At 60.3% G+C, this 26,978-nt stretch carries 26 protein-coding genes and 1 riboswitch; of the genes, 6 read left to right on the top strand and 20 right to left on the bottom strand.

What is annotated here, in order from left to right; genetic code table 11:
• Positions 1–142: 142 nt before the first annotated feature.
• From HIJ39_RS13360 to HIJ39_RS13345, 4 genes are all read left to right on the top strand, one after another.
• On the top strand, positions 143–973 hold the full coding sequence (locus HIJ39_RS13360; protein ID WP_169100503.1) for a nucleotidyltransferase family protein: 831 nt from the start codon (positions 143–145) through the stop codon (positions 971–973).
• 118 nt (positions 974–1,091) lie between these two features.
• Positions 1,092–1,502: an ArsI/CadI family heavy metal resistance metalloenzyme gene (locus HIJ39_RS13355; RefSeq protein ID WP_169100501.1), complete on the top strand. Its 411-nt coding sequence runs from the start codon at positions 1,092–1,094 to the stop codon at positions 1,500–1,502.
• 22 nt (positions 1,503–1,524) lie between these two features.
• A complete protein-coding gene (locus tag HIJ39_RS13350) occupies positions 1,525–1,962 on the top strand; it encodes an SgrR family transcriptional regulator (RefSeq protein WP_169100499.1) in 438 nt (145 codons plus the stop codon).
• A 137-nt stretch (positions 1,963–2,099) separates the two neighbouring features.
• Entirely contained in the window at positions 2,100–2,288 is a 189-nt protein-coding gene (locus HIJ39_RS13345; RefSeq protein ID WP_169100497.1) for a hypothetical protein, read from the top strand.
• Positions 2,289–2,339: 51 nt separating this feature from the next.
• Here HIJ39_RS13345 and HIJ39_RS13340 read toward each other — a convergent pair whose 3' ends face one another.
• From HIJ39_RS13340 to HIJ39_RS13310, 7 genes are all read right to left on the bottom strand, one after another.
• Positions 2,340–2,960, bottom strand: coding sequence for an RQC domain-containing protein (locus HIJ39_RS13340; protein ID WP_169100495.1), 621 nt, complete (start codon positions 2,958–2,960; stop codon positions 2,340–2,342).
• Positions 2,961–3,164: 204 nt separating this feature from the next.
• Positions 3,165–4,313: a PrpF domain-containing protein gene (locus HIJ39_RS13335; protein ID WP_169100493.1), complete on the bottom strand. Its 1,149-nt coding sequence runs from the start codon at positions 4,311–4,313 to the stop codon at positions 3,165–3,167.
• Between the two features lie 10 nt (positions 4,314–4,323).
• Positions 4,324–5,796, bottom strand: coding sequence for an FAD-dependent tricarballylate dehydrogenase TcuA (gene tcuA, locus HIJ39_RS13330; protein WP_169100491.1), 1,473 nt, complete (start codon positions 5,794–5,796; stop codon positions 4,324–4,326).
• On the bottom strand, positions 5,793–6,719 hold the full coding sequence (locus tag HIJ39_RS24195; RefSeq protein WP_338055169.1) for an electron transfer flavoprotein subunit alpha/FixB family protein: 927 nt from the start codon (positions 6,717–6,719) through the stop codon (positions 5,793–5,795). Before HIJ39_RS24195 ends, tcuA begins: the two co-directional genes overlap by 4 nt.
• Entirely contained in the window at positions 6,716–7,498 is a 783-nt protein-coding gene (locus HIJ39_RS13320) for an electron transfer flavoprotein subunit beta/FixA family protein (RefSeq protein WP_169100489.1), read from the bottom strand. The genes HIJ39_RS24195 and HIJ39_RS13320 overlap by 4 nt, the downstream gene beginning before the upstream one ends.
• Positions 7,499–7,603: 105 nt before the next feature.
• A complete protein-coding gene (locus HIJ39_RS13315) occupies positions 7,604–7,948 on the bottom strand; it encodes a DUF3870 domain-containing protein (protein WP_169100487.1) in 345 nt (114 codons plus the stop codon).
• 118 nt (positions 7,949–8,066) lie between these two features.
• A complete protein-coding gene (locus tag HIJ39_RS13310; RefSeq protein WP_169100485.1) occupies positions 8,067–9,434 on the bottom strand; it encodes an MFS transporter in 1,368 nt (455 codons plus the stop codon).
• A gap of 466 nt (positions 9,435–9,900) precedes the next feature.
• On the opposite strand from HIJ39_RS13310, the gene HIJ39_RS13305 reads away from it, so the two are divergent.
• Positions 9,901–10,851, top strand: coding sequence for a trypsin-like peptidase domain-containing protein (locus HIJ39_RS13305; protein WP_169100483.1), 951 nt, complete (start codon positions 9,901–9,903; stop codon positions 10,849–10,851).
• A gap of 59 nt (positions 10,852–10,910) precedes the next feature.
• A riboswitch (cyclic di-GMP riboswitch) is annotated at positions 10,911–10,999 on the top strand.
• The gene (locus tag HIJ39_RS13300) at positions 10,989–11,708 is read left to right on the top strand and encodes a LuxR C-terminal-related transcriptional regulator (RefSeq protein ID WP_169100481.1); all 720 of its coding nucleotides are present in this window, start codon (positions 10,989–10,991) and stop codon (positions 11,706–11,708) included. (Overlaps the previous riboswitch by 11 nt.)
• A gap of 589 nt (positions 11,709–12,297) precedes the next feature.
• Here the strand turns inward: HIJ39_RS13300 and HIJ39_RS13295 are convergent.
• The 13 genes from HIJ39_RS13295 to HIJ39_RS13235 form a co-directional block, all read right to left on the bottom strand.
• On the bottom strand, positions 12,298–12,723 hold the full coding sequence (locus HIJ39_RS13295) for a Zn-ribbon domain-containing OB-fold protein (RefSeq protein WP_169100479.1): 426 nt from the start codon (positions 12,721–12,723) through the stop codon (positions 12,298–12,300).
• 6 nt (positions 12,724–12,729) lie between these two features.
• Positions 12,730–13,920 carry a thiolase C-terminal domain-containing protein gene (locus HIJ39_RS13290; RefSeq protein ID WP_169100477.1) on the bottom strand — a complete coding sequence of 397 codons (1,191 nt, stop codon included), beginning with the start codon at positions 13,918–13,920 and terminating at the stop codon, positions 12,730–12,732.
• Complete coding sequence (locus HIJ39_RS13285; protein WP_207711665.1) at positions 13,917–16,064, bottom strand: acetate--CoA ligase family protein; 2,148 nt, start codon at positions 16,062–16,064, stop codon at positions 13,917–13,919. The genes HIJ39_RS13290 and HIJ39_RS13285 overlap by 4 nt, the downstream gene beginning before the upstream one ends.
• Before the next feature lie 11 nt (positions 16,065–16,075).
• On the bottom strand, positions 16,076–17,275 hold the full coding sequence (locus HIJ39_RS13280; protein ID WP_169100473.1) for an acyl-CoA dehydrogenase family protein: 1,200 nt from the start codon (positions 17,273–17,275) through the stop codon (positions 16,076–16,078).
• The gene (locus HIJ39_RS13275) at positions 17,259–18,407 is read right to left on the bottom strand and encodes an acyl-CoA dehydrogenase family protein (protein ID WP_169100471.1); all 1,149 of its coding nucleotides are present in this window, start codon (positions 18,405–18,407) and stop codon (positions 17,259–17,261) included. The genes HIJ39_RS13280 and HIJ39_RS13275 overlap by 17 nt, the downstream gene beginning before the upstream one ends.
• Positions 18,397–19,653, bottom strand: a complete 1,257-nt coding sequence (locus HIJ39_RS13270; RefSeq protein WP_169100469.1) for an alpha/beta fold hydrolase — start codon at positions 19,651–19,653, stop codon at positions 18,397–18,399. The genes HIJ39_RS13275 and HIJ39_RS13270 overlap by 11 nt, the downstream gene beginning before the upstream one ends.
• Entirely contained in the window at positions 19,650–20,081 is a 432-nt protein-coding gene (locus HIJ39_RS13265) for a MaoC/PaaZ C-terminal domain-containing protein (RefSeq protein ID WP_169100467.1), read from the bottom strand. The genes HIJ39_RS13270 and HIJ39_RS13265 overlap by 4 nt, the downstream gene beginning before the upstream one ends.
• Entirely contained in the window at positions 20,082–20,525 is a 444-nt protein-coding gene (locus HIJ39_RS13260) for an FAS1-like dehydratase domain-containing protein (RefSeq protein ID WP_169100465.1), read from the bottom strand.
• A gap of 4 nt (positions 20,526–20,529) precedes the next feature.
• Positions 20,530–21,291, bottom strand: a complete 762-nt coding sequence (locus tag HIJ39_RS13255) for an SDR family NAD(P)-dependent oxidoreductase (protein WP_169100463.1) — start codon at positions 21,289–21,291, stop codon at positions 20,530–20,532.
• Between the two features lie 67 nt (positions 21,292–21,358).
• Positions 21,359–22,708: an MFS transporter gene (locus HIJ39_RS13250; RefSeq protein WP_169100461.1), complete on the bottom strand. Its 1,350-nt coding sequence runs from the start codon at positions 22,706–22,708 to the stop codon at positions 21,359–21,361.
• 127 nt (positions 22,709–22,835) lie between these two features.
• On the bottom strand, positions 22,836–24,341 hold the full coding sequence (locus HIJ39_RS13245) for a long-chain-fatty-acid--CoA ligase (protein WP_169100459.1): 1,506 nt from the start codon (positions 24,339–24,341) through the stop codon (positions 22,836–22,838).
• Between the two features lie 114 nt (positions 24,342–24,455).
• Positions 24,456–26,030, bottom strand: coding sequence for a long-chain-fatty-acid--CoA ligase (locus tag HIJ39_RS13240; RefSeq protein WP_169100457.1), 1,575 nt, complete (start codon positions 26,028–26,030; stop codon positions 24,456–24,458).
• 9 nt (positions 26,031–26,039) lie between these two features.
• The coding region (locus tag HIJ39_RS13235; RefSeq protein ID WP_169100455.1) for an acetyl-CoA C-acyltransferase at positions 26,040–26,978 on the bottom strand (939 nt) is incomplete at its 5' end.

Genomic DNA, 26,978 nt, shown 5'->3' with positions numbered 1-26,978 from the left:
CTAATTCAGGGGGAAAGAAATTTTCTCAGACCCCACAAGCATTGCAAATCAAGGACTTCGGGTTATGAAAAACCCTCCAATGGAAGGATGTCTTGGAGTTCTTGGCGAATGGTGAACACATTACGTGCGAAGGATGATTTGCTTGGAATTCAAAGGCATTCCCTGGCTTAGCGATGAGGCGCTGCAACCGCACCGAGATCTGGCCGTTCGCGTCATCTCGAATCTTGTCCAAGAGCCTGGTGTCCGCACCATATATCTTGAAGGCTCCTTGGCCCGAGGAACGGCTGATGCTTATTCAGACGTCGATTTAAGGGTCGTCCTTGATCCGCATTTTATGCCCAACATGTGGCGAAACCGACACCGAATAGCGGACATCCCGGGCCAGATTTGGGATCTCGATCATCAATGGGGCGACTCGGCGCAGCTGAGCTATGCCGTGTTATACGAGCCGGGCGTATATCTTGACCTCACGTTCGTGGAATCCCATCCCGTGCAACTGGCCGATGCGGTGGTGCTATGGACTGCCACCGAACCCAGAGCGAATGCCGGCACACGTCACAATGAACCCGTGGACATCCATCTGGACCCCATGGACGACGCCTTGCGGATGTTTTGGATAGGAAGCCCCTTGTGTGCCAAGCACCTGCGGCGCCGCCAACTCTGGACAGCTCACGGGTTCATTGAGAGTCGCCGCACCTTGTTTCTCAAAATCTGGCGCTTGGTGCACGCCCCGTCCCGCGCCGACTGGGGATGGTCCAAGGTAGAGGAGGAGTTGCCGCGCACCGTACTCGAAGATCTCGCCATGACGGTGACACCTCTGGAATATTCGGCGCTGTCCCAATCCTTGACGTATCTTATGACGATGATGGCGCACTATGGCCCGGGATTGGCCAAAGCCTATGGATTATCCTACCCAGAAGCACAAGCAAGCACCGTGGCTCGCATGGTATCCCAGATGCTGGCACGGGGATAGAGCCTAAATAAGGACGGGGCCGCGGATATGGTGCAGGATGACGGCGTATCTCTCTCTTTTTAGCTCCCTCTGACGCATCTATGCTGAGAGTGTAAAACAGCAAGGAGGTGCAAATGACGTGACCAGGACCCACATTGCGTTGGATGTCGCCAACATCGATCAAGCTGTCCGCTTCTATCAATCCTTTTTAGGGGTGGGACCGTTTCGCCTGCTCCCCGGATATGCGCAATTTCTGCTGGAGGAGCCCGCCCTTAATTTGGCTCTGTCGGAACGCCCTTCGGCGCCTCACTCCGCCGGCCATTTCGGAATCGAAGTTCCCGACCCGTCCATGGTCGACCAAGCTCTGGCCCGGGCTCGAAAATCCGGTCTAAACCCCGAGATGGAAGCCAACACAATCTGCTGCCATTCGCGCCAGGAGAAGTTCTGGGTCCGTGATCCGGACGGGTATCGTTGGGAAGTCTTTTGGGTGCGAGAGCGTTGGACGGCGGTGCCTGACGGCGCGCCGGCCTGCGGGTGTTGCGCGGGATAATTGTCATTCGGGAGGTGTGAGGATGGACCCCAAAGGAAACGTCTTCTTAGACCGATATATCCACCTGGCCCATGCAATTCATGATGGAGCGCCAGACCAAACCGTTGGGCCAACCACCATGACCATCGCCGAACTCGCTGGGCTGTGGGATTGCTCGGAGCGGGCCGCTCAAGAATCGGTGCAGCGGTTGGAGAGTTGGGGGCTTCTGCGATGGAGTCCCCAAGCAGGCCGGGGCAAACGCTCCGGCCTCGCTCTCCTCGTCCATCCCGTTCATGTGTATTACGAGCGAGCCGCACATGCGCTGGAGCAAGGGGCACTGGCGGAAGCCGGGTTTTGGCTCAACGAAGTCCTTCGGGAATGTCCTTGCATTCCGGGCACTGCTGCAATGCTTGCGGAGATTCGCCAGCGCCTCGGATTGGGCCGCCTTGAGCCCTGCTGTGCCGACACCGTCCTGCAATGAGGGGGCTTGCTTCGCTGAGTGCCTTATCCGTTCTGAGAACACGGTCATTGCACGCGCTTCAAGAAGCCAAAGCCCAATTCCCAGCGCTCGTCACGCGGGTCACTGACGTAGCCATGGATCGAGGTGGCGCGCCGGCCATGAATACCGATCCGGCGGCCAAAACTTGCATGCGCATAAAAAGCCCTTGGACGCCTTTGCCGATGGCTGGGCGGAGGGGAAACAAAAAAAGGCTATGGGTCGCCAAGGCTTCATTGCGCATGTCGCGCAATGAAGCCGACGCACAAGTGGAACAGATGGATCAGGCGATGAAACGTGAGATTGAATAATCCATGACGCGCGGGCACCCGCCTCACTTCGGGGCGCCCCGAGCCTTTCCCTTAAGATGGAGGAGGCACATCTCCTCCCATCAGACGCTGATTCTCGGCCGCCTCAAGATGAGCGATCACGCTGGCGATGCGTTGCCGGATCTTTTTGTAGTCGACGTCAGCCCACTGTACGAGCAAGGGAATGTAGCGTACGTCGCCCTCCCGTTCAATCTTGTCCAAGAACTCCATAATCATAGGACGGTTGCGATCTTTAAGATAGAGCATGGTGGCCGGCCCGGTGCCGTTCTCCGCCCAGAGCCGCCACTCATTAAATAGTTCCTCCACCATTGTCCGCCGCTCGATGTCCCATCCTCGGGGCGTGAATACCAAAACCGGAAGACGCCCTTCATAAATAATGTCCAGATAGCCATCCCGAATGCACTGATCAATCATGGCCATCACCTCATCGCTAGGCCGGTCCCGAAATCGGCCGTAAACGGGGCATGCGTCAAGGCCATGCTCAAGCACGCGTTTCTCCCGGGACCCCTTGAGCACCTTGCAGAGCACTGTCCGACCGCCGACCCCAATTAACGTGTCGGCCGCCCGCAGCACGGCCCGAATTTCTTCGAAAGACAGCGGACGCCCGACGCTGGGGCGGAGAACCACGGTCTGACGCGATCGCCGACGAGCCATGGGCAATTCCTCCTTCCATTGCGGGTACTGCTCCAAAGGCACAATCATCAAGCATTTGACGCCACGACGTTTTCGAAGCACAGTCGATGCCTAAGGTCACGGGATCCTCTTTGGGTCCTCCGGATTCAATTATAGCGCCGGCGATCAAAAAGCCCCCGAGCCTGCGCGTCGGGGGCCAAGATTCAGGCAACGACTCCTTGGAAATCATTCCGGTAGAAAAACCATGCCTTCGATCAGGGCACGGGCCGTGCGGATGGACTTGACCGCATCCACCTGCCAGACACCGTTCGGATTGGACACCGCAACCTCCACCGGGCTCATGCCGCCGGGATGGCCAATAATGACGGCCGCGTGATGTCGATGATTGGGGTTGGCCAAGGCATACCCAACGGTCCCCGGAATCCTGACAGCGGCCGCCAACGCCGTACCGCCCGTGATGGGATAGGCGGGATGCGGCTTTCCCATGGTGACGGCACGCGCCACGATGGTGACCTGCTGTGGGTCAACGGGCTGTCCGGTACGGGTCTGATAGGGATGCGGCGCGTTGAGCACAGTGATTTTGGGCAACGCATGGGTGGCCGCCGTGACTGTTTCACTGGGTTGATACAAGTTTAATTGACGCCCGATGGCCTGGCGAATCTCCTCCAGGACATTTCCCAACGAGAAAGAGGCGCCATCGTCAAACCACGGACTATCCCATGCATTCTCCAGATCCCGGCCGTCTACCAGAACGCTTAAGTTGCCCGCGTCGACCACACTGACCCGAAAAACTCGCCCGTCCGCCAACCTCACCTCATCGACGAGATTGCCGGTGGGAAACAGCTGGCCGGTCGCACCACCGTCGGGGCGGAGAAAGTTCAGCACAACTTCTGAGCCGGTTCCTGGGACACCAGGAATGACGGTGTCCCCATCGGGAACAAACGCCCCATCTTTGACGGCAAATTCGGAGTGGATGAACCGCCCTGTATTGGTGTTGAAAATACGGACGGTGGCTCGCCCGTTGGCTGCCACAGGTACGAGACCGGTATCGACCGCATATGGTCCCACGGCAGCGGAAACGTTGCCGCAATTGGGTCCGTAGTCAACCTCCGCCTTGTCAATAGCCACTTGGGCAAAGGTATAGTCGACATCCGCATCAGCCCGCTCCGATCGGCTCAAAATCGCGACCTTGCTGGTCGTAGGCGTCGCCCCGCCGATCCCGTTGATTTGCCGAACATCCGGACTTCCGAGAATGGTCAGCAAGGCCTGGTCGCGGGCCGGACCTTCAGGCGGCAAATCCTCCTTTCGCAGCATGACCCCTTTCGAGGTGCCTCCCCGCCAAATGGCGCACCGCACTTTCCGATATCCGTACATAGAATCCTCCTTAGGCCCGGGAACCTGCCAGCCGCCCGAAGACCGAACCCGCCATCAACCCCGAGCCGCCCGCGTAATTGTGATAGAAGAGGCCGCCCACCAGTTCGCCGGCGGCATAAAGTCCGGGAATCGGTTCGCCCCGGGTGTCGAGAACCTGGCCATCGTCATTGATGTGCAATCCCCCGAAAGTAAAGGTGATGCCGCAGGTTACGGCAAAGCCGACAAACGGGGGCTTCTCAATCGCTACCGCCCAGTTGGACTTCGGCGGCGTGATGCCACGTGCCGCCCGCCCATCCTTGACCGCCGGATCAAAGATGGTGGAACGGTCCACCGCCTGGTTGAATTCTTGGACAGTGCGGACGAACTGCTCAGTATCTTCGATGCCGAGCTTTCGCGCCAACTCATCCAGGGTATTGGCTTCGGCCCGCGTGATTTGGCGGATGCGATACTCGTCCCGCAAGAGCGGCAGAGTGGCGGCATCGAAAATCTGAAAGGCGATCCGCCCCGGTTGTTTCATGACCTCCCGGCCATATTTGGCATAGGTGTAGTTGCGGAAATCCGCCCCCTCATCCACAAATCGCCGCCCCTCACGGTTGACGATAATGCCCAGCGGATAGGAGTGCTTTTGAAATCCGTCGCCGACCTCCCGGTCGCCGTAGCGGGGCGCATTGGCATCCCATTGCACGGCATGGCTGCCGGACCAGTGCCCATAGGGCTCGGCACCGACGGCCAGGGCCATGCGGATGGCATCTCCCGTGTTGTACGGCGTTCCCCGAACGAGGGCTAAATCCCAATCCTTGCCCAAATATTGGGCCCGCATGGCCGCGTTGGCCTCGAAGCCGCCGGCCGCCAAAATGACTGACTCGGCCAAAACCTCAACCGGCTCCCCTTGCTGCAAGACCCGCACACCCTTGACTTGGCGGACGTTCTCGGTCATCAGCTCATAGGCCTCCGCGTCGTACCACACTTCCAGCCCCTGGGACTCCGCCAGTTCATACCAGCGCTCAATGAGCCCGGCACCGCCGCCTACTGCTTCAAGAATCAACCCGCCCCAAAACTTCGTGCGGCCATTGACCACATAGGACTGGCGGCGCAACAAGAGCGCGAAGCGCATGCCCTGCTGCTGCATCCAGCGCATGGTGTCATAGGAGTTGGAGACCAGATAATCGGCCAAATCGGGATCGGTCAACCCTTCGGTAACGGTTACCAGATCGTCAAAATACTGGTCTCCCGTGTAGGGATCAATATCATAGTTCTGAAACTCGTCATCTTTCACATCCGGTATCAATGCGCGTAAGTCGTCGGTCGAATCAAAGGCAAAGCGAAACGCTCCGCCCGTAAAATGGGAGTTTCCGCCCCGCCATGCCTTGGGTGCCTTCTCCAACACCAGCACCTCACGGCCCCGTTCCTTGGCCGCCATCGCCGCCGACATGGCGGCATTGCCGCCGCCGACCACCACAACATCAACCCGCTTTTGTTTCATTGGGCTTCCCCCTGTCCCTGAAGTACGTCCAACATGCCGTCCAATACGCTCGCAAAGTCTCCCACCACGCCCAGATCCGCATGACGGAAGATGGGGGCGTTCGGGTCGGCATTAATCGCGACCACCCGCTTCGCTTGGCGCATGCCGGCGAGGTGTTGGATGGCGCCTGAAATGCCAATGGCGAAATACACGTCCGGAGCAACCGTCACGCCGGTTTGCCCGACCTGACGGCTTTGGTCAATCCACCCGGCATCCACGGCCGCACGGGACGCTCCGACGGTACCACCCACGAGGGCCGCCAGACGCTCCAGCCGTTCAAAGCCCTCCGGGGCTCCGAGACCCCGTCCACCCGACACCACGATGGACGCGGACTCTAACTGCGGTCCTTCATCTTGCTGTTCGGCGAGCAATTGCAGCGCCGCATCCGGATCGTTGCTGTCGGGTGACGCCTGGAGCACCATCGTGGCCCCATCCAGCGCGGACACCTCGGCCGTAAAAGCGCGAGCGCGCGGGATAAAAACGGCCAACGGGGCGTCCAGCTCCACGTCCGCCATCACCTGGCCCCCATAGATGGGGATGACCACCGAATCGGCCTGGCTTCCTTGGGCCACACCCGAGAAGAGCGCCGCATCGGTCAAATGAGCCAATCGGGCTGCCGTCATCAACCCGAACTCCCCACGGGGACATATGACCCGCGTGATTCCCTCTTTTTTCACCACCTGGTCCACCAGTCGGGCCACCTGCTGCGCAGTGTGCCATCCATCGGCCCGATATACCGCATCCACCCCGCCATTCGTGGGGCCGAGAACCGCCTCGTCCAGGGACAAGGCTAACAGGCGGTCGCCTTTAAGGGCGAGCGCGAGTCCCCAAACCTCCTCGGCCAAGGTCCGCTCGCCCGGCACGATCGCTAAAATGCTGGTCACGCGCTGTGCCCTCCCTTCACAATCCACCCGCGATCCAGCAGGTGATGGGCCAATCGCTGTCCTTTTTCGGCGTCGCTGGCTCCATCAATCCATTCGATGGCGCGGGCCTCGCTGGGAACCCACTGAAGGGTGACAGAGCGCTCCCCGTGGGCGGAAATATCGCTTAAGGGAGATATCGGCTTGCGCTTGGCCTGTAGGCGATCGCGCATCGTGGGATAACGCAGGGTATTGGTTCCGGAACTGGTGACGCTGGCCACAAATTGGCCGTTGACGGCAAATCGGCGCGTCAATCCGCCATCCCGGGAAGTCAGAATCCACCCCTCGTCACCGCGCTCGATACTGACCAGATTGGCCACAAAGGGAACTTGCCATTCGGCCGCCAAGACAGGTGGGACAATGCCCGTATCCCAGTCCCCCGATTGTATTCCGGCCAAGACCATCACGGGCTCTTCCACCTGTCCGAGCGCCTGGTGAAGAACCACCCCCAAGTCGCGCGGCCCGAGCTTCCAACTACTCTGGGGTACGACCAATACGCGATCCGCGCCGACGGCCAACACCGAGCGCAAAAGGTCGTCCGGCACATCCTGAGCGACCATCAACACAGTCACCTGAAGCCCCCATTTGTCCTTGCTCTGTAAGGCAGTTTCCAAAGCATTCTCATCATACGGACCAAAGACCATGTGCTGTTCTTTGATGCCGAAGTCGGCGCCCTCCACCTCCGCCTGGGTGAGCGTCACTTTGGGATCATGAATCGGTTTCATGAGCACGACTACGTTCATCGGGCCTTTCAACCTCCCAAGAAAAAATAAGCGAGCCTGAGCTAGCCCCTAAATCGCGGGGATCGCCCCTGGCTCTCCTGAGGTGACCAAGCTAACCGCTGAAGATTAGCTTCGTTCTGAGGAAACAGGCTCGATATGCCGGGTCTTATATTGCCGGAACTGATACACCACATCTTTCCAGGCCGCCTGGATGGCCGCTTGGGCTGCGCCCAGGTACCCGGCGGCAATGGCTCGTTCGACCGCATCAGGGTCGTCCAAAAGGCTTTCCCCCACCAACAGCCGACTGATAAAATTGCGGCCAGCTTCGGTAATCAGAGAGCAGGAGGCTTCCAAAATCACGCCGTGGCGGACCTCAACGACCAAGGCCAAGGACAATGTGGAGAACACATCTGCCGCACTCATGCCTTTCGGAGGTTTGGCATGGCCCACGATGAACACCGTTTTAGCCAATCCCATCCCTCCCTTGGACAACGCCCTGCCGGGCGACTTGCATCACCTCTATTGTACCGCAAGCCGAGGGACTCATCATCAAAAAAGACCCGGCCGCGAGGGCCGGGTCTCAAGTGAATTAAACCGCCGTTTGACTGATCTGCTCCAAGCGGCGCCGACTAGTGCGGGGTCCCCAAATCGCGGACACCACCGCCACAATAATCCAGCAGGCGCCAATGTAGATAAACACGCTGCCATAGCCGCTGCCGGCATACAGTGCAGCCACAATCAAGGGTCCGAGAATGTTCACCAGACGGCCAATACCGTAGTTGAAGCCCATGCCGGACGCCCGCGCTTCGGTGGGGTAGAGTTCCGGCGTGTAGGCATACGCAATCGGTGCGAAGAACTGAATCGACATGACCGCCAAGAAACCGAACACCATGATAAGCGCCGGCTCAAAGGTCAGACCGTAAACAAAGCCGAAGACGCAGGCGGCCAGTGACGCGATCACCAAGAGCCATTTGCGATCGAAGCGGTCGGCCAGCGCAAAGGCGACCAACGCGCCAATGGGAGCCGCCAGCGACTGAACCGAGGTATACGTCAACGAACTCACTAAGGAGATGCCGTGCGCGACCAACAGCGTCGGCACCCACGACACGAACCCGTAGAAGCCCAACGTCTGGAAGATCCAGATGGCCAACAAAAGGATTGTGCGGCCCAGATAGCTCTTTCCAAACAACTCGCCAAACGGCACACCCTTGACTTCTGGCGCGTTCGCGGCCGGCGCCTCCGGATCTGGCAGCGAACCGAACTGCGCCTTCACGCGTTCCTCAATGCGGGTCATAATGGCGTCCGCCTGCTGGTATTCGCCGTGAATTTCATGCCACCGCGGCGATTCCTCCATGTTCCGCGCCAGAATCAGGAACAGGGCACCTAAGGCTCCCCAAATGAAGACCAACCGCCAGGCCCACGGTGCCGTGGGAACGATCAAGCGGGCTACCCACGAGGTGGCGGGAATGCCGATGAGGCCGAAGGTCATGGCCAATGCTTGAAACTTGCCGCGCACCTTCGCTGGGAAGAACTCGCTGATATAGGTATTGGCGACAATGGTCATCGACGACAGACCAACACCCGTCAAGAATCGGAAGACACCCAACGAGATCGGATCCCATGCTAGGGCGTTCAATAAGGAGAAAACCGAGTAGAATGCCACCATTAAAAGAAGGGAACGCTTGCGGCCCAACTTGTCGGCAAACCAGCCGCCAATGGTGGCGCCTAAAAACATCCCCAAGAAGGATGCCGATGTTATGAATCCGACAGTCCCCACCGACAAGTGCCAACGGCCGTGTTCCAATGCCGGCGCGGTGTAGGCGAAGGTGTTGAGGTCACCCAATTCAAAGAAATAGGCCAAGCACAAGGCGACAATCACGCCAATGTGCAATTTAGAAATGGGCAGTCGGTCCAAACGATTGGCAACGTTGGACCGTTTGAGCGTTTCTGTTGCCATGAAAACACTCCTTCATGTCGATGAAAAATAGGTATTGCTATCGGAGGCCGAAAGAAATGTCGGCTTATGCCGATGTTGCTTCAAATCATATGCGAACTGAATGAAATTGAAAAGCGGATGCACGAACAGTCCATCACATTTCCTATAGACGCGCAATTTTGTGTTTTAACGGCAATCTGTCCGCAACTGTTCCCATGCCAGGGTTTCAAGGCTCCAAAACAGGCCGGTCTTCCCACATCCATTTCCACAAGTTACTAACCTCAAAAAGGGCGACACCAATCGCCGAGATTCGCGAAACATTCGTCAGCAAAACAGGAATTTCGCCGACCGGTCAAGAATCATGGGGACGGTGATGACAATGCAGACATGTGGCCGATGCGGTTTCGCTCTCCGTGAAGGGGACCATTTTTGCATGCAGTGTGGGGCTCCTGTATCGCCCAAAGCCCAATCTGGGAGACTATCGAGAGTGCGGCCATGGATGTGGGTTGCCGGGGGCGCAGCCTTGGTGCTGGTTGTAGGCGGCGTTGCCCTAGCGGTGTCGCATGCTGCCAAACCTAAGCCGGCCGTCGCCCTCGGCCATCAAAAGCCTCACAAAACGCATAAGGTCAACAAGAGGCATTCGCCGGCGCCTCGGTCGAGCAGCGCCCCGCTCACGCAAGCCCAAATTATTTCCCGAACCATGGCCAGCGTCGTGGAATTGATTGTCACCACTCCGGGAGGCCAAGACCTTGGGTCTGGATTTGTTTACGACAACCAAGGGGATGTCCTCACCAACGACCATGTCGTCTCGGGCGCGATCCGCGTCAGCATCAAGACCGCCCAAGGACAAATCTACCCTGCGACGATTATTGGCGCCGATCCGACGTTGGACGTCGCGGCCGTGCGCGTGTCTGGGCTCTCGCTCTCGCCGTTGCCCGTCAATGACACCTACGCGGGAACGCTCGGGGACAACGTATTAGCCTTCGGCAGCCCCTTAGGGCTCAGCGATACCGTCACCACCGGCATCGTCAGCGGCCTTAATCGCAACTTCACCATTGGTGGGGTCGACTATCAGAATATGTTCCAAATCTCTGCCCCCATCGCGCCCGGCAATTCCGGGGGCCCGTTGGTGCTGGCCTCCAGCGGACAAGTGGTGGGGATGGACACGGCCGGCGTGACAAACTCATCGGGCAATATTGGATTTGCCATTCCCATGAGCCGCGCCTATCCTCCAGCCTTGACCTGGGCGGAGAACCCCGAGTCCAATCCCAACACATTGCTGCCCACATCCCCTGTTCCGTCGCCTGCTCCGAGCCCCAGTCCCTATCCATCGCCCAGTCCGTCTGGCCCGAGTCCAAGCCCAAGTCCCAGTCCCTCACCGTCTCCATCGCCATCCCCATCGCCCGTTCCCAGCCCAACGCCGTCCACCTCCAACTAAAGTCGCGAAACGGAAGTTGCATCTCTTGTCGCAACTTTCCTTAAACGGTATAATTTTCCATAGTGAAGGGGCACCCCGGGCGAAAGCTCGGTTCGCAAAGCCACAGGGTCTAATGTCCGGAAAGGGCGATGACAGCCGTGCTGCCACATGTCAAAAACAACGACGCCTCCTCAGGAGCGCCGCCATTTACCCCCTACCATTGGCTCTATACCCGCGGTCTGGGTCTGAGGGCCGCGGTAGCCATCTTCATTTGGTGGAACATCCTGGCCTTTCCCAAGAATAGCCTTCCCCATGCATGGATTTCCGGCGTGATGTTGTTGGCGGTGGACGGCCTTGCTTGGCTGGCCCAAAGACGCAGTCCCGATGCGATTATGCTGTGGGCCATGATAACCACCGCTTTCGATTTGGTCTTGGGGGCGGCCATTTTAATCGAATTCTCGCCTACAACCACGTCCAGCGCGCCCGCACTTCTGCCTCTTGTGGCCATCGAGCTTATTGCCTATTGGGGTTGGATTGGCTACGGGATTGCGGCGGGATACGTTGCCATCCTCATCGTCAGCATTTGGCCGTATTCTCCCGGCCCATCCTCCGGGAACACCATCAACCACATCATCTTCTGGCTGGCGACCAATTTTCTCATTATCACCAGTGTGGCTCTGTTGCTGCATCGAGCTCCACAGGCTCTCCCAGCGCCATCGCCGCTCACTGCCCGGGAACGTGAGGTGTACGACTTGCTGAAATCCGGATTTAGTCAGCGCGACATCGCCGAAAGGCTGCACATCGAGCGCAGCACCGTCAAATCCCACATCCAGCATATCCATCGTAAGATGGGGCTGGGCGATCCCCCGGATGAGTGACGCGTCCTCTCGCTTCCCGATGCCAACGTCGTACCCCTAACAGATCCATCCCCATCGGACAGCAACGATTGCTGTCACCTCCTCTTGGGGCTCGCTCGCCGCTCTCCTCGGGCGGATGGAAGGTCCCTGACTGGGCAGTCAGGGGGTGGACCCCCCGGGGGGATTGGTTTTCCTCCGTCGGTCCACCCCCGGCGATCCACCCGTGGATCCGAATGTCTGAGAAAAGTTCCTCCGAAGATCCCCCTTCCTCATCGATGAGACCCCTGCTACACCGGAGGCAGGGAGGTGGGAGAATGTTGACCCCAAGCCGCTTCTGGAATGTGGATTCGCTTGCCGTGGCCACGGCCACCCTTGCCCGATGGGCGGAGCGCCTGTGGCCGGAGGCCCATCGAACCGTGATAGTTCTCGCCATCGCCGAGCTCATGGTTCTCGCCGCTGCCGCGCTTTTCGGCAGCTTGACCCTTCAGAGTTGTCCCGGTTGGATTTTTTCGGGACTAGTCACCGCGCTTACAGCGCTCAAGTGGATGCCGTCTCACCCCGATGACGACCGGGACGACTCCGGCCAGGTCCAAGACCTGGCCCCACCCTATCAGCATGACGCGCCCGAGGACGGGGCGAAAGCGGGCAACAGGCCATCGCCAGCCTCCAGCCAACGAAGGGACACCATCTGACCCACATGCACGGCCGGAATATCGGTGTCCACAATTTCAGCCAACATGCGAAAGCCCTCCGCGAGGTCCACGAAGGCCAGCACATAGGGAAGCTTTTGCTTGAAGAATGGGTGGCTGTGGCGGCGAAGAACCGTATAGGAATAGATCCGCCCTTGCCCGCTCGACTGGTGCCAAACCAAATCGGTGCTGAGACAGCCAGTGCAGTGGCTTCGAGGATAGAAGACGACCGTGCCGCACTGTGCACACTGCTGATACATGAGCTTGCGCTCGCGGCAGAATGCATAAAAACGCTGGCTGTCCGGCTCCGGGAATTGCGGCTGAGGCCGTTCGGATCGACGATCCATTGTGTCTTAATCCCTCCCTAAGATGATGGTTGCGGCGGCATGGCGCGTTCCCAATTGGCCCCCGTTTCCGTGCGCCACCGCCAGCCTGGCGCCGTCCACCTGCGCGGTTGAGAGGCCGCGAAGCTGGCGCACCGCCTCAATCAGCAAAAAGATGCCGCGCATCCCGGGATGGTTGGACGAGAGACCGCCCCCATCGGTATTGAGAGCCGGGCCGCCGGGGTGGTCAAATGCCAGCCGCCCGCCCGAAACATAGTCCCCGCCCTCGCCCTTGGCGCAAAATCCCAAGTCCTCCAGAATCGCCAACACGGTGATGGTAAACGAGTCGTAGATCATGGCCACGTCCATCTCCTCCGGCTTCACTCCCGCTTGCCCGAATGCCGCCGGTCCAGACCGAGCCGCCGCGGTCACGGTGATGTCGCGCCCATTGTCCGGATAGCCGGCCGCCTCACCGGTTCCCAGAATCCAGATGGGGCGGTGTCGAACTTGGCGGGCCACGTCTGCCGAGGCGACCACCGCCGCGCCCCCGCCATCAGAAATCATGCAGCAATCCAAGAGATGCAATGGATCGGCGATCAGCGGCGAGGCCAACACATCCTCGACTGAAATCTCGCCGACGTTCCGAAATCCCAGATCTTGCATGGCTTGGATCGCCAGAGGATTGCGCATGGCGTGATGGCGTGCCGCCACCGCGATTTCAGCCAACTGCTCCGGGCGGGTTCCATATTGGTGCATATGACGGCGGGCCACCAGAGCATAGTTGGCAATCAAGGTGAGACCCCAGGGGTCTTCCAAGTTGCTGACCGGAGTGGGCGTGCCCCAGGCTGCCCGTCCCCCGGTGCCAATGGCGCGTTGATCCCGCTTCGCCGTCGAGCCGTATGTGAGAAGCGCCACCCGGGCTCGACCGGACTCAATGTCCCGCCGAGCATGGGCGGCATGAAACTCATAGGAACTGCCGCCTACCGCCGTCCCATCCAAGACCCGCGGATTCACATGCAGATATTCCGCCATCATCACCGGCGACATGCCGGGAAATGCCTCACCGGCGTCGTACAGAGCATCGACGTCCCCCCATCCGAGGCCGGCATCCTCCAGCGCCCGCGCCGCCGACAACGCCTTGATTTGCAGGGCGCTCAGATCGGTGACACGCCGCTCCGGAAACTCATAAACGCCCACAATTGCGGCTGATCGCTCCCTCATTGCGCCTCCTCTTGCGCCGGATCGCGCCATACCATCAACGCATCCAACACCTCCACTTCGCTACCCCGGATCCATAAGGGGTTAATCTCCAGGAGATCCAAGCGGTCACCCAGACCAAGCGCTAATTCCGCCACGGAAGAGACCACCTTGGCGACCCGCTCCAGGTTGGCAGCGGGCTGTCCGCGTCCGCCCTTCAGCGCCCGACTCCCGCGCAGCTCCTCCACCATGGCGCGAATTTCAGCAGGCGTGACGGGGAGCACCCGCAGGGCGCGATCCTGAAAGATCTCCACCCAAATTCCCCCCAGCGCCACCGTGAGCACCAAACCCCACGCCGGATCACGGCTTACGGATACCAAGAGCTCTTGCCCCCCCTCCCGCATCGGCTGCACCAACACTCCATCTAATCGGGCGCTCGGAACGGCGCGACGGGTGCGGATCAAGATCTCCTCAGCCATCGCTTCCACTTCGGAGACGGGCAAATTCAACGCCACCCCACCCATGTCGCTTTTGTGCAAGACATCGTCGGAGGCCACTTTGAGCACCACCGGGCCACCCAACCGTTCTGCCATGACCCGCGCCTCATGGGGGCTTCGCGCCAAGACCGCCGGGGCCACGGGAATACCCGCTTGCGCGAGCAGTTGGCGCGAGGTCCATTCGCCCCACGTGCCGGCCGGATCTTGGGGAAGCGGTGCCTGATACGGGGCTGGCCTCATGTCTGCCGCGTCCAAAGCGCGACGGCGCTGTTCACTCCACCACACGGCCCGGCCAATCACGCCAAGCCCGTGCTCAATACCACCCAACACGTGGATACCGGAGGCGGCCGCCATATCTGCTGCCGCATCAGAGATATCGGAGAGCGTCTGGGTTGCCACCAAAACCGGTTTGTCGGCCTTGGCCTTTAGTTCCCCTAAAGCGGCCATCGTCGCCTGGTACCGTTCCGGTGCGCTGGACCGCGCCGGCGGGAGGGTGGCAAATGTGAGGAGAAAATCGAATTCGGGGTCGTCGATCACTGCCCCCAACGCCCGAAGCGTCAGCCCCGGATCCACCACCACATAGCCCGTCACATCCAACGGATTGTGCACAGTGGCAAAGGGTGGCAAGATCGCCCGAAGCCGCTCCCCAACCCGAGGCGAGAAATCCGGCAGTTGCAGACCTTCCTCGTCGGCTCGATCGGCGATGAGGTCTGAAGCCCCACCTGACGGTGTAATGACCCCCATGCGTCGCCCAGGCAGCGGCGGGTGGGTACCCATGAATCCAGCCGTCAGAAGCAAATCCTCCAAGGAATCCACCCGAATCACCCCCAATTGCCGGAAGGCGGCCGCGTTTACCAAGTCGTTGCCGACCAGCGCCCCGGTATGCGCTAGGGCGGTGCGCTGGCTCACCGGGCTCTTGCCAACTTTCAGCGCTACCAGCGGCTTCCCGGCTCGAAATGCGCGCTCGGCCGCACGCCGAAACGCTTTGGCATCGCGAATGGATTCCAAAAACAAGGCGATGACGCGCGTTGCCGGGTCGTCAATCAGGTACTCCATGACATCCGTAGCGCTCACCATCATCTCATTGCCCATCGACACCAGCAGCGAGATGCCGATGGCATGGTCGCGCGCAAACGCCAGGGCGGTCGAGGCCAGGGCGCCGCTTTGCAGAACTATCCCCACCGGGCCGGATCGGAGCGGCGGCATGACCAAGAGGCCGTAGGGCACGATATTGTCTTTGGCGTTGATGAAGCCATTGCCGTTCGGCCCCAACACGCACATGTTGTATCGAAGCCCCACCTCGAGGATGGCCGCCTCCAAGCGCGCCCCGGCCGGGCCCATCTCGGAAAAGCCGGCCGTCAGCACCACCGCCTGGCCAATCCCCAATCGCCCCGCCTCCTCCAGCACCTCGGCCACCGCCCCGGTTGGCACCATCACGTAGATGAGGTCTGGCCTTTTTGGCAAATCGGCGAGGGAACGATAGGCGCGGGCGCCGTGCACCACGGCGTTACGCGGATGGATGAGATAGACGGGGCCGAGGAATCCAAACTGTTTGAGATTCTCGTAGGTGTTGAGCGACCAGCGGGAGTTGTCGGTCGCTCCCACCAGCGCTACCGAGCGCGGACGAAAGAGCCGCGTCAACCGTGCTGGCGATGCCAGTTCCAGACGCACGTTCTCCCCCCTTACCGGCGGCCGTCCTTCGGCAGCCCCAAAACCCGCTCCGCTATCACGTTTTTCTGAATTTCCGAGGTGCCCGCGAAAATCGTTTCCGCCCGCGACCATAAAAAGGCGCGATGAAGACTGCCTCCGGCCAAGCTCTCCAGTCCCTCCACATAAGGCATGGCGCCTCCCAGCACTTCCATGGCCAACTCGCCAAGACGTTTATGCATTTCGCTGTAATAGAGCTTGAGCATTGAGGCCTCCGGGCCCAAGCGGCTCCGCTTTTGCAACTGCGTAATAACCTGATAGCCATGGAGGCGCAAGATCTCGATCTCGCTCCACAGTTGCATGAGGCGCTGCCGGTAATGGGAATCACGGGCCAAGGGGCCATTTTCGCCAAGAGACTGGCGGGCGGCATTCAATAGTGTCTCAAATTCCCTGAGATAATGGGCGTGGCGGCCGATAATGGTGGTGCCCCGCTCAAAGGACAGAATGGTGTTGGCCACCCGCCAGCCGTCATTGACGGGACCCACCACATTCTCCCGGGGGGTACGTGCCCCATCAAAGGTGACGCTGTTAAAATGAGCTTCGCCGGTTAATTGGACCAGCGGCTCGACCTTGACTCCGGGCTGATGCATCGGCACCAGAAAAAAGGTGATGCCGCGGTGCTTGGGCGCAGTGGGATCGGTACGCGCCAACACAAAGCACCAGTCCGCCAAATGCGCGTTGGAGGTCCAAATTTTCTGTCCCGTGATGGCCCACTCGTCGCCCTCCAATACCGCCCGCGTGTTCAAGGAGGCCAGATCTGATCCCGCATTGCGCTCGGAATAACCCTGGCACCAAATCTCCTCGCCCGCCAGAAGCGGCGGGATGAATCGCTTTTTCTGCGCCTCGGTGCCTTCCACCAATAGTGTCGGACCCAAAAGCCCCTTGCCCAGGCCATTGACGCCGGCGGGCGCATTGGCGCGGGCACACTCCTCGGAGAAAATGACCTGCTCCACCCAGGTCAGTCCTTGGCCCCCGTATTCTCTGGGCCACGACAGGCCCGCAAAACCATGCTCATACACGGTTCGCTCCCACCACATCCCTACTTCCGCCTGCTCTTGGGCGCTTCGCGGCAAGGGATGCGTGGGGGTGCCCCAGCCCTCCGTCAACACCTCCCCGAGAAAAGCTCGCACGCGCTCCCGAAACGCCTCGTGCTCGCTGCTAAAGCGAATATCCATATCCATCCCCCTCCTCGAGCTGCCCATCAACGACCCGCCGGGCCATCTGCTCACGCAAGTCTGTGGATCGGCCAAGCTCCTGAGCCAACCGCCAGGCGCGCTTGAAGTAGAGATGCACGTCACTGTCCCAGGTGAAGCCAATCCCGCCGTGCAATTGGATGGCGTCACCTGTGACCCGCCGAGCCATGTCGCTGGCATAGGCTTTGGCCATCTTGGCGTAGAGCGGCCCTTCGGGGCTTCCCTCACTGACCAGCCAAGCAGCGTAGCGATTGGCGACGCGAGTGCTCTCTAAAAGGAGGTAGTCTTCCGCCGCGACATGCTTGACGGCCTGAAAGCGCCCCACTGGTCCACCAAACTGTTCCCGGACCTTGACGTACTCGACGGTGTTGCGAAACACCTCCTCCGCGACGCCCAGGGCCTCTTGTGCGAGCGCCACCTGCGCCAAGGCCAGAGCCCGCTCCCAAAGATTGCCGCCCTGCCAAACCAGCTCCCCCTCCTCGACCGTGCACCCATTCAGGATGAGCGACGCCAAGGGATAGGAGCCATCTAAACTATGAAGCGGCTCTATTTCCACCCCAGCGCGGTGCGGGTCCAACAGGGTGAGAAACACGCCATTCAACTCGGTCGAATAGACCGGCGTCAACACCAGCCCGGATATCTCGGCAAAGGGTACGAATTTGCGCCGACCAAATAGACGGGTGCGTCCCCGCGCTCGAACCGCTTGCACGCCGCCGGTCCCGAACCGGCCGGAGTCATCGCCCCAGGCAATGGTGGGAATGGTCTCTCCGGAAACGATCGCGGAAAGCCAGCGCTCTTGCTGCTCCTTCTCCCCAAAAGCTTGCAGGATGGTGGTGACCACAAAGCTTTCCACCAATGGGAATGGCAGCAAAGTTTGCCCAGCCGCTTCAAATAAGAGCGCGTAATCCAAAAGGCTGAGGCCGCTGCCGCCGTGCGCCTCGGAAGCGCCGCCCCCCAACACACCCTGGTCGGCCAATTTTCCCGCCAGTTGGCGCGCCACCGCCGACCCGTGGCGGTAGGTTTTTCGGCAGGCACTAGGTCCGGCCTCTTGGCGCATTAGCCCGAGCACACTGTCGTACATCATGAATTGCTCGTCAGAATAGCTAAAGTCCATCCTCTTCCCCCTCCTTGGTGGGCACTTTGACCCCATCGACAAAGGCCCGAATCAGCCCCCCGACCTCTTGGGGCCGCTCCTCTTGCACCCAGTGCGCTGCGCCTGGAACGATGCGCGTCTTCATATCGGGCCGAACACGGCGACAGGCCGCCGCCCAATCGCCAACTTGGGGCTGGCAATACGGATCGTGCTCGCCCCAGACCATCAACAGCGGCTTCGTCACCCGGCTCAAAGCGGCTAACGGAGGCACCCGGCTCGAGCGTGCCTCACGCATTCGGCGGGGCCCCAAGCGGGTCCGCCAAATGTTGTGGTAGGTGGAATAGACCGCCTTTCGCGAGATATTGTCCGGTTGTCCAAAGTGGATGGCCCTCAAGTTGGCCTCCACCACCGCCAGCCGCTCGTCAAACAGCGGATGGGGCGGAAAGCGCCGTTCTTCCACCCGCCAATGGCGGGAGGCATCGCCGACCCGCCCCGCCAGGGACACCAAGATTGCCGCTGGGGCTAAATCCGGATAGCGGTCCAGCAGTGCCAATGCCAAATAGGCGCCAAACGAGTAGCCCCCCAGCACCGCCCCTGCCCCCGCCACTCGGCGCACCGCTTGGGCCAACATCTCCGTGTAGCGGCGGTGGTCGAAACTTCCCGGCCAATCGTCCGACTCGCCAAAGCCCGGCATATCAAGCAGCCAGACGTCCACGCCCGGAAGCTCGCTTAGCACACTCTGCCAATGGGTCCAACTCCCGTAAACGCCATGCAACAGCACCAGGCGCCGGCCTAATCCAGGCCGATGCACAGCATGCAAGACCAAGTCGCCCAGCTTCAGGTGCTCATGCCTAAGGCCTTGTTGATTCCAGCCATCCGCCAAGTCGACCATTGCCTCGCGAAGGCTTAACGCTGGGACGGCCGAGGGGCGTGCCTGCCGCACCGCCCGCAGGGCGTCTTGCAAATCAGTGCCTCCATGAACCAAGGCCAACGCGGCGACGGCGGCGGTACGGGAGTTGCCGGCCTGGCAATACACCCCGACCACCTCGCCCCTCTGAGCCAGCTCGGCCACACGACGGGCCGCCTGACTCAGCATGGCATGCTGGCCGGCCATCTCGTCCTGCAACGGAAAGTGCTCCACCGGCACGGCATAACCGGGGGGAGAGGCCTCTGCTCTCAGGTCGACGAGGCGGGTAACGCCTCGCCGAATCATGGCTAGCGCTTCGCCCGCCTCCCCCATCCAGATGTTTGAGCTCAATGCGTTCATCGCCGTGCATCCGTCCCGTCGTTTCCGACCGAATCTCTTGGAGGAATTCTCAGCACCGCCTGGCCACTTGCCGCGATGCGGCCGTCGGCGTGCTGAAGCGCGACCTCCAGCACCACCCGTCCGTCGTCATCCACCGAATCCACCCGGGCCGTGGCCGAAAGCGACTGTTGGGGCTCGACCATGGCGCGGAAGCGAACCCCATAGCGTTCAAAATGCGATCCCGGCGGGGCCGACTCCTTGATGAGCCGCGCCAATACCCCCATGCTCAGCATGCCGTGAGCAATCACCCCCGGAAGACCAAAACTCCGAGCGCGCTCCTCATCATAGTGGATGGGGTTGAAATCTCCCGAGGCGCCCGCGTAGCGAACCAGTTGCTCCCGGCTAAATTGGGCGGTGCCTAAGCGCACCACCTCTCCCACCCGCCACATCTACTCCACCCCCTCCGAAATGATCAGCACCGACCGCGACTGAAACGCCATCGCCCCGTCCTCGTGCACTCCCTCGGCCATGATCGTCAGCAATGTCATTGCCCCCCGGCTGCCCTGGACCTTGCGCACGTCGGCCAACCATCCTGTCACCTGAATCCGGTCCCCAGCGGAGGCCGCTTTTCCGTAGACAAATTCCTGCTCGCCGTGAATGACACCCGCCCGAGGCATTTGAAGCCCAGGAATGGGATTTCGGCCAAGCGTCCCATAAAACGTGGGGGGCACAACCAAGCTCCGATAACCCGCGCGCTGGGCTGCCTTTTCATCAAAGTAGACAGGGTTGGTCTCTCCAAGAGCTTCAGCAAAACGGCGAATCGCGCCCTTTTCAATCTCATGCAAGGCCGGGGCGCTGCGCTCGCCAATCCGACCCGGGTCGTAATCCCACATTCTCTCACCTCCCCGCCTGGGTAACGCTTCGAACGTCGGGCCCGCCGTCGACATAAAGCACCGAACCGTTGACATAACTGGCCCGAGCCATCCACAACACCGCCTCGGCCACATCCTCAGGAGTGCCCAGACGTCCCACCGAGCGGGTCTCTGCGGCGGCGGCAATGCGGCCCGGGTCGTCCTCATACAGCACTTGCCGGGCGGCTGGGGTGAGGATGGGTCCCGGAGCGACGCAGTTGACCCGCACCGTCGGCCCCCATTCGGCTGCCAATGACCGGGTCATATTGACCAACCCTGCCTTGCTGGCACCGTACGCCACCATGTTGGGCGCCATGTCTCGGCCGGCAGTGGAGCCAATATTGACAATGGACCCGCCTCGCTTTTCCAAGAGTGGCAAGAACGTCCGGGAAACCACGAACGGCCCCACCAAATTGATGGCCACCACCTGCAGGAAGCCGTTAGGCGACAATTGCCGCGCTGGCGCCTGGAACGATCCGCCAGCATTATTCACGAGGACATCCAGATGGCCGAAACGCTCTTCCAACAGGGCGGCGGCGCGTTCAATCTGGTCGCTCTGGCGCACGTCCGCAGACAGAATCAGCGCGTCGCCAAGTTCGGGCCAGCGGGACCGGACACCGACGAGTTTTGCCTCGCTTCGTGCCAACAGCGCAACGGCAAAACCGGCCCGCGCCAGATGCACGGCAATCACTTCACCAATGCCCTGTGACGCCCCGGTTACCAGCGCTGTTTGCTGTGTTTTCTGCATGTGTCCTCCTCCCAACCAAACGGTCGGTCGACGAAGGAGCTCTCCGAGGTCTTCGGAGAGCTCGATGTTAGGAAACGATATTCCGCTCAGTACCGGGTTGCCGCGCTGGACGGTGGAACCAGGGACCGCGCCCAAAGAAGATGAGAATCCCGTAGATCACGACGCCGATCCAGCAGATGTCCAGCCATGCCGCCCAACCAGCGGCCGTCACCACCAGAAAGGTGATGGCGCCTCCGATTCCGGCCAGGACGTACTGCACGAACGACCAGAGCGCCCAGCCGGTTCCTTGCAACGTGGGGTGAATGTCCTCGAGATTCTCGGAGTAGAGCGCCATCCAGGGTCCGAAGCCAATCCCCAGCAGCACGCCCTGCAGTGAGGTATAGAGAATCATGGTAGAAGGTGGCACCGGATGGCCGATGAGTCGGATCCAAAAGAACATGAAGACAAATACCCCGATGACCCCGATGAAGGAGAACAGCTTACGGAGCTGCAGCCAATCGGAGACCAACCCGACCAGGATAAGCGAGCCGAGGTTGGCGAGCCAGAAATAACTTGCAATCGAGGCTGCTTCGGCCGCAGGGTATTTAAAGGCGCTGGAGAGGTATAGGGGCCCGAATGCTGTGGTAAAGTAATAGACCAGCAGGAACAGCACAATTCCCACCGCCAACGCCCAAATTCGGCCCGATCCGTAGACCATGCGCGGGTTGGCCACCGTCTCCTTCACCTCGCGAGCCCGTAGAGCCGCCAGTTGCGCTTCCTCTTGGTCATGAACAATCTGAGCCCTGAGTCCCGGACTCAAATCGCGGATTAAGAAAGCCACCACCAAGCTAATGACGAAGCAGAAGCTGCCCATAATCACGAACTGCGACTGCCAGGCGTCGTGAAACAGGGGCAGGGTGGCGCCAGCCACGCCGGCAGCGAGAAAGTTGGCGCCTACCGGACCGAAGGTCCAAAGTCCGAAGCCCAGCGCCCGGCCCACACGCGGGGTGAAGTCCCGCACCAAGCCGGTGGTGGCAGGCAGCACCAGTCCGAGTATAATCGCCATAACGAGGCGGACAATAATGAAATCTAGGGTGGTATGCACCAAGATCATGGAAAAGACGGCGATGGAGGTCACGAAGGTCCCCACCGCGACAAAGAAGGTCCGTCCGTAGCGGTCAAAGCGCGCTCCCACCAACAACGACACGATCCCCGAAACCACCGTGGTCAGTCCCACGATGAGTCCGTAGCCCAACAGCGTCAGTTTCAGATAGGGCAACAGCAGCGGCGCTACCGGCGCCAGCTCGCCCTCATAGTTGGCCACAATGTTGGCAATGATCACCAGCACCAAGAGTCCCACTTGAACCCATCCGCGCGGGTAGGTATCAATATCGCGCCGCGAAAACCAGCGCGCCATGCGCGGAGCTTCAACAGCCATTGTATTCCCTCCTGATTCAATGGCCTCCTCGTTGCGATGCCCTGACGAAAAAGACCGGAGGCATCATCGCGTTGCACGGCGCCCACGGCCGCTGGAGGACCGCGTCCGTGCCTCCCGAACTTTGTGCTCACCTCGAAGCCCACTCCTTGAGTGTCCTTTTCATCACCTTGCCAACCGCATTGCGGGGCAGCGCATCTACCACCCGCAGCGCCTTCGGCACCTTGTAGTGGGCCAGCACCTGCCGGCCATAGCCTAAGACCTCCTCTTCGTCGATCACCGCACCCGGTTTGGCCGTTACAAATGCCACCGCCTCTTCACCCAGCCGTTCGGAGGGCACCCCCACCACCGCCGCCTCGGCAATCGCCGGGTGGCGCATCAAGACCTCTTCTACATCGCGGGGATAGATGTTGAAGCCGCCCCGTATGATGACATCCTTCTTCCGATCGACAATGGTGAGGTAGCCATCCTCATCCAGGCATGCCACATCGCCCGTGTGCAGCCAGCCATCGGCGTCCAGTACCTGCCGCGTCGCTTCGGGACGGCGGAAATAACCGGGGCTGACGTTGTCGCCGCGAACCCAGAGCTCCCCCACGTGCCCCACCGGCAGCTCCCGCCCCTCAAAATCGACGATGCGCGCCTCCACGCCGGACACCAGTACGCCCACCGTGCCCGGCTTGATTGGCATGTTGCGGCGATGTCCGCTGACCACCGGCGCCGCCTCGGAGAGCCCATATCCTTCCAGCACCTCGGCGTGAAATTTGGCCTGAAAGGCTTCGATAAGGGGCACGGGACACGGCGCCGATCCAGAAGAGACCGTCTCCAAGCTGGAGAGGTCGAAGCGATCCGCCTCGGGACTTTGCACCATGGCATACAGCATGGCCGGCACTGCCGAGAAACCCCGAACCCGATAGCGCTGAATGGCTTCGAACACCTGTCGGACATCAAACTTGCGGAATATGACAATGGAGCTTCCTAACATGGCTGTGACGGTACTGACGGTAAACCCGAAAATGTGCGCCAGCGGGAGCACCCCGAGGGTCACCCCGCGGTCCCGATCGGGGCTGCTGGCAATGACCTGTTGGGCATTGGCATAAAGATTTTTATGGGTCAGCATCACCCCCTTGGGGGCTCCGGTAGTGCCCGAGGTATAGAGAATGACGGCCAAGTCCTGTTCCCGCAGCTCAGGCGGCGCCGCCGCAGGATAGTCGCCGCGCTCCCAAAGCCAGGCCACCCGATCGGATGGATCGGCTGACCAAATCCGTGGCGCCAGACCCGCATCTTCCGATGCTCCCAGCACTTTGTCCAATGAACTGTCGTCTATGAACACCCCGGCCGGCTCCGCATCGCGCATAATATGGGCGATTTCCGGGCGGCCCAAGAGGTACATCACCGGCACGACCACAGCCCCAGCCATCATGGCGCCTTGATAGACGAAAAAGACTTCGGCGCGATTGGGCATGGACACCAGCACCCGGTCGCCTGGCTGGATTCCCGCGGCCACCAACAAGTCCCGAATTCGCTCCGACTGCCGAAGGCTCTCGGCATTGCTGTAGACTAAATCGCCGTCATATAAAAAGGGGTATTCGCCGAATTCCTCCACATTGTCTCGGAGCACGCGCGTCAAAACCTGCATTTTTCCGCCTCCTCGACCGTCCGGTCGGTAGATCCACCATAAAAGCTTTCCCATTCTAAATCAACCCAATATTTCAACTTTTTTCCCGACAAATCGGCACATATCTCGACACCCCTATTGCGGCAGAGCGCCTCCAAACTGCTCCCGTACGCGATTCTTTTGTATTTTCCCGGTTCCCGTCTTGGGGAGTTCTGGGACTACCGCAATGCCCTTAATGCGCTTAAATCCCGCCAAGCTGGCGTTCGCGCCCGCCAAAATTTCCTCGGCTTCGGCGTGAGCGCCCGGTTTTAACGACACCACGGCGAACGGAATCTCACCCCAGACCGGGTCCGGCTTTCCAATCACCGACGCCTCCGCCACCGCCGGGTGGTTATAGAGCGCATCCTCCAACTCGACGCTGGAAATGTTTTCACCGCCAGAAATAATGATGTCCTTCTTGCGATCCACGATCCGGATGTAGCCTTCGGCATCAATTAGCGCCATGTCGCCCGTGTAAAACCAGCCGTTTTTCATGACCCGGGTGGTCTCCTCCGGCTTTTGCCAATAGCCGGCCATCACCGTGTCCGCTCTCACCCGAAGTTCCCCGCGGGTTTGCCCATCCCATGGAAGCTCCCGGTCCTGATCGTCAACCAGGCTGACCTCGACGCCAATCAAAGGAATCCCGGCCGTTCCACGCCACCGGTACAGGGCTTCAGTGTCCCCATCGGCCAACGTGCCCTTGATGGCTGCCGAGGACACCACCGGCGAGGTTTCCGACAATCCATAACCACCTTGATATTCCACCGCCAGTGCCTCCATGGTCTCCGCGACAAAGCTGGACGGACTCGGCGCGCCGCCAATGGTCACGCGAATCAGGCTGGACAAATCGTACTGCTTTCGTTCCGGTGCGAGGTTTAGGGCCCGCACCATGGTCGGTACCAACAGCGCTTGGGTCACACGGTGGCGTTCAATGAGCTCAAAGACAGTCCGCGGCACGAACTTTCGGAGCATCACGTGAGTGGCTCCCAGCGCGGTAATGTAATGCGGAGAGCCCCAGCCATTCACATGAAACAGCGGAATAGTGTGAAGCATCACTGTCTGGTCGCTCATATTCTCGGTGGCCATCACGTTCATAGCGTTCATGTAGAGATTGCGGTGGGTGAGCGCCACCCCCTTGGGCCGGCCAGTGGTGCCCGAGGTGTAAAACAGTTCCGCCGGCGCATTTTCATCCAGGTCATGCAGCATGGCTGACTCTTCCGAAGAGGCCCCGGCCAAAAATGCCTCGTAGTCGAGGTAACCCGTGTGAGCGCCGGCGATTTGAATTTCAACCAAGGTGATGGGGCGTCCTTGGGCAATCTGGCGAGCTGCTGGCTCAAAGTCCGAATCAAACACCAGAACCTGGGGCTGAGCGTCGTCAATGATGCCCGCCAAGTCTGACGGGGTAAGGCGAATGTTGAGGGGCACCAAGATGGCGCCAAACTGCACGACCCCAAAGTAAGCTTCCAACAACGGATGATTGTTGTACCCAAGCCAGGCAACCCGGTCGCCTGGCCTCACCCCCAAATCCAGCAAGGCCCGGCTCAACCGCTGCACGCGCTGCCACAGTTGCCGATACGTGAACACCCGGTCGTCGTCGAACACCGCCGGCTTATTCCCGTACAACGCTGCCGCCCGGTTGAGAAAGCGGGCCACATTCATCGCTACTTGCATGGCGCCTCCCTAATTCAAACGCTCCACAATCATCGCCATTCCCTGTCCGCCACCCACGCACATGGTCTCCAATCCCAGCGTCTTGTCGAGAGTTTCAAGCCCGTTCAGCAAGGTGGCGCAGATGCGCGCCCCCGTCATGCCATAGGGATGGCCGACCGCAATGCTGCCGCCAAAAGGATTCAACTTCTCCATCGGGATGTTGAGCTCACGCTGCACGGCCAGCACTTGGGCCGCGAACGCCTCATTCAGCTCCACAATGTCGATGTCGTCCAAAGACATGCGGGCCTGCTTTAACACCTTCTTCACCGCCTCAATCGGGCCGACCCCCATAATGGCGGGGTCGAGCGCGCTTACCGAGGTGGCCACAATCCGCGCTCGGGGCTTCAGTCCGAGTTCTTGGGCCCGGCGCGCCGACATCACCAACACAGCGGCAGCTCCATCGTTGAGCGGGCATGAATTGCCGGCAGTCACGGTTCCGCCGTCCAAGAAAGCGGGCTTTAATTGCGAGAGCCCTTCCAACGTGGTGTCCGGACGTGGACTGTCATCTTCGCGCATGACAGTACCGTCCGCGAGCGGTACCGGCACAATCTCCCGTGCCCAAAATCCCGCTTCCCGGCTTTGCCGGGTCAAATCCTGGGAGCGCTTGGCATAGGCATCTTGGTCTTCCCGGGACACCCCATATTGGCGGGCGACATTTTCGGCGGTCAGCCCCATCGAGATGTAAATCTGTGGCGCACCCTCGGTCAGAAAACGGGGATTGCGGTGATCCTCCAGTTTCGGATAGCGGCTAACGAACTCGACTCCCGCCGCCACAAACACGTCGCCCTCCCCCGCCCATATCGCATGGGCGGCCATACGAATGGTCTGAAGACTAGTAGAACCATTCCTTAATTCGTGATAATCACGGAAGGTTATGGTACGGTAAGGGAAATCCTTGGTTGGAGGTTC

It is taken from the genome of Sulfobacillus harzensis (assembly GCF_012933365.1).
Classification (GTDB): Bacteria; Bacillota; Sulfobacillia; order Sulfobacillales; family Sulfobacillaceae; genus Sulfobacillus_B; species Sulfobacillus_B harzensis.
This window is presented reverse-complemented; position numbering and strand designations above follow the sequence as displayed.

Bases quoted from the DNA above. Each gene is read 5' to 3' on its own strand.
- HIJ39_RS13240 (WP_169100457.1), bottom strand. From the start codon at position 26,030: ATGCAAGTAGCGATGAATGTGGCCCGCTTTCTCAACCGGGCGGCAGCG.
- HIJ39_RS13265 (WP_169100467.1), bottom strand. From the start codon at position 20,081: ATGTGGCGGGTGGGAGAGGTGGTGCGCTTAGGCACCGCCCAATTTAGC.
- HIJ39_RS13250 (WP_169100461.1), bottom strand. From the start codon at position 22,708: ATGGCTGTTGAAGCTCCGCGCATGGCGCGCTGGTTTTCGCGGCGCGAT.
- HIJ39_RS13345 (WP_169100497.1), top strand. From the start codon at position 2,100: ATGAATACCGATCCGGCGGCCAAAACTTGCATGCGCATAAAAAGCCCT.
- tcuA (WP_169100491.1), bottom strand. From the start codon at position 5,796: ATGAAACAAAAGCGGGTTGATGTTGTGGTGGTCGGCGGCGGCAATGCC.
- HIJ39_RS13340 (WP_169100495.1), bottom strand. From the start codon at position 2,960: ATGGCTCGTCGGCGATCGCGTCAGACCGTGGTTCTCCGCCCCAGCGTC.
- HIJ39_RS13290 (WP_169100477.1), bottom strand. From the start codon at position 13,920: ATGAGGGAGCGATCAGCCGCAATTGTGGGCGTTTATGAGTTTCCGGAG.
- HIJ39_RS13350 (WP_169100499.1), top strand. From the start codon at position 1,525: ATGGACCCCAAAGGAAACGTCTTCTTAGACCGATATATCCACCTGGCC.
- HIJ39_RS13295 (WP_169100479.1), bottom strand. From the start codon at position 12,723: ATGGATCGTCGATCCGAACGGCCTCAGCCGCAATTCCCGGAGCCGGAC.
- HIJ39_RS13270 (WP_169100469.1), bottom strand. From the start codon at position 19,653: ATGAACGCATTGAGCTCAAACATCTGGATGGGGGAGGCGGGCGAAGCG.
- HIJ39_RS13310 (WP_169100485.1), bottom strand. From the start codon at position 9,434: ATGGCAACAGAAACGCTCAAACGGTCCAACGTTGCCAATCGTTTGGAC.
- HIJ39_RS13280 (WP_169100473.1), bottom strand. From the start codon at position 17,275: ATGGATATTCGCTTTAGCAGCGAGCACGAGGCGTTTCGGGAGCGCGTG.
- HIJ39_RS13320 (WP_169100489.1), bottom strand. From the start codon at position 7,498: ATGAACGTAGTCGTGCTCATGAAACCGATTCATGATCCCAAAGTGACG.
- HIJ39_RS13245 (WP_169100459.1), bottom strand. From the start codon at position 24,341: ATGCAGGTTTTGACGCGCGTGCTCCGAGACAATGTGGAGGAATTCGGC.
- HIJ39_RS13255 (WP_169100463.1), bottom strand. From the start codon at position 21,291: ATGCAGAAAACACAGCAAACAGCGCTGGTAACCGGGGCGTCACAGGGC.
- HIJ39_RS13275 (WP_169100471.1), bottom strand. From the start codon at position 18,407: ATGGACTTTAGCTATTCTGACGAGCAATTCATGATGTACGACAGTGTG.
- HIJ39_RS13335 (WP_169100493.1), bottom strand. From the start codon at position 4,313: ATGTACGGATATCGGAAAGTGCGGTGCGCCATTTGGCGGGGAGGCACC.
- HIJ39_RS13260 (WP_169100465.1), bottom strand. From the start codon at position 20,525: ATGTGGGATTACGACCCGGGTCGGATTGGCGAGCGCAGCGCCCCGGCC.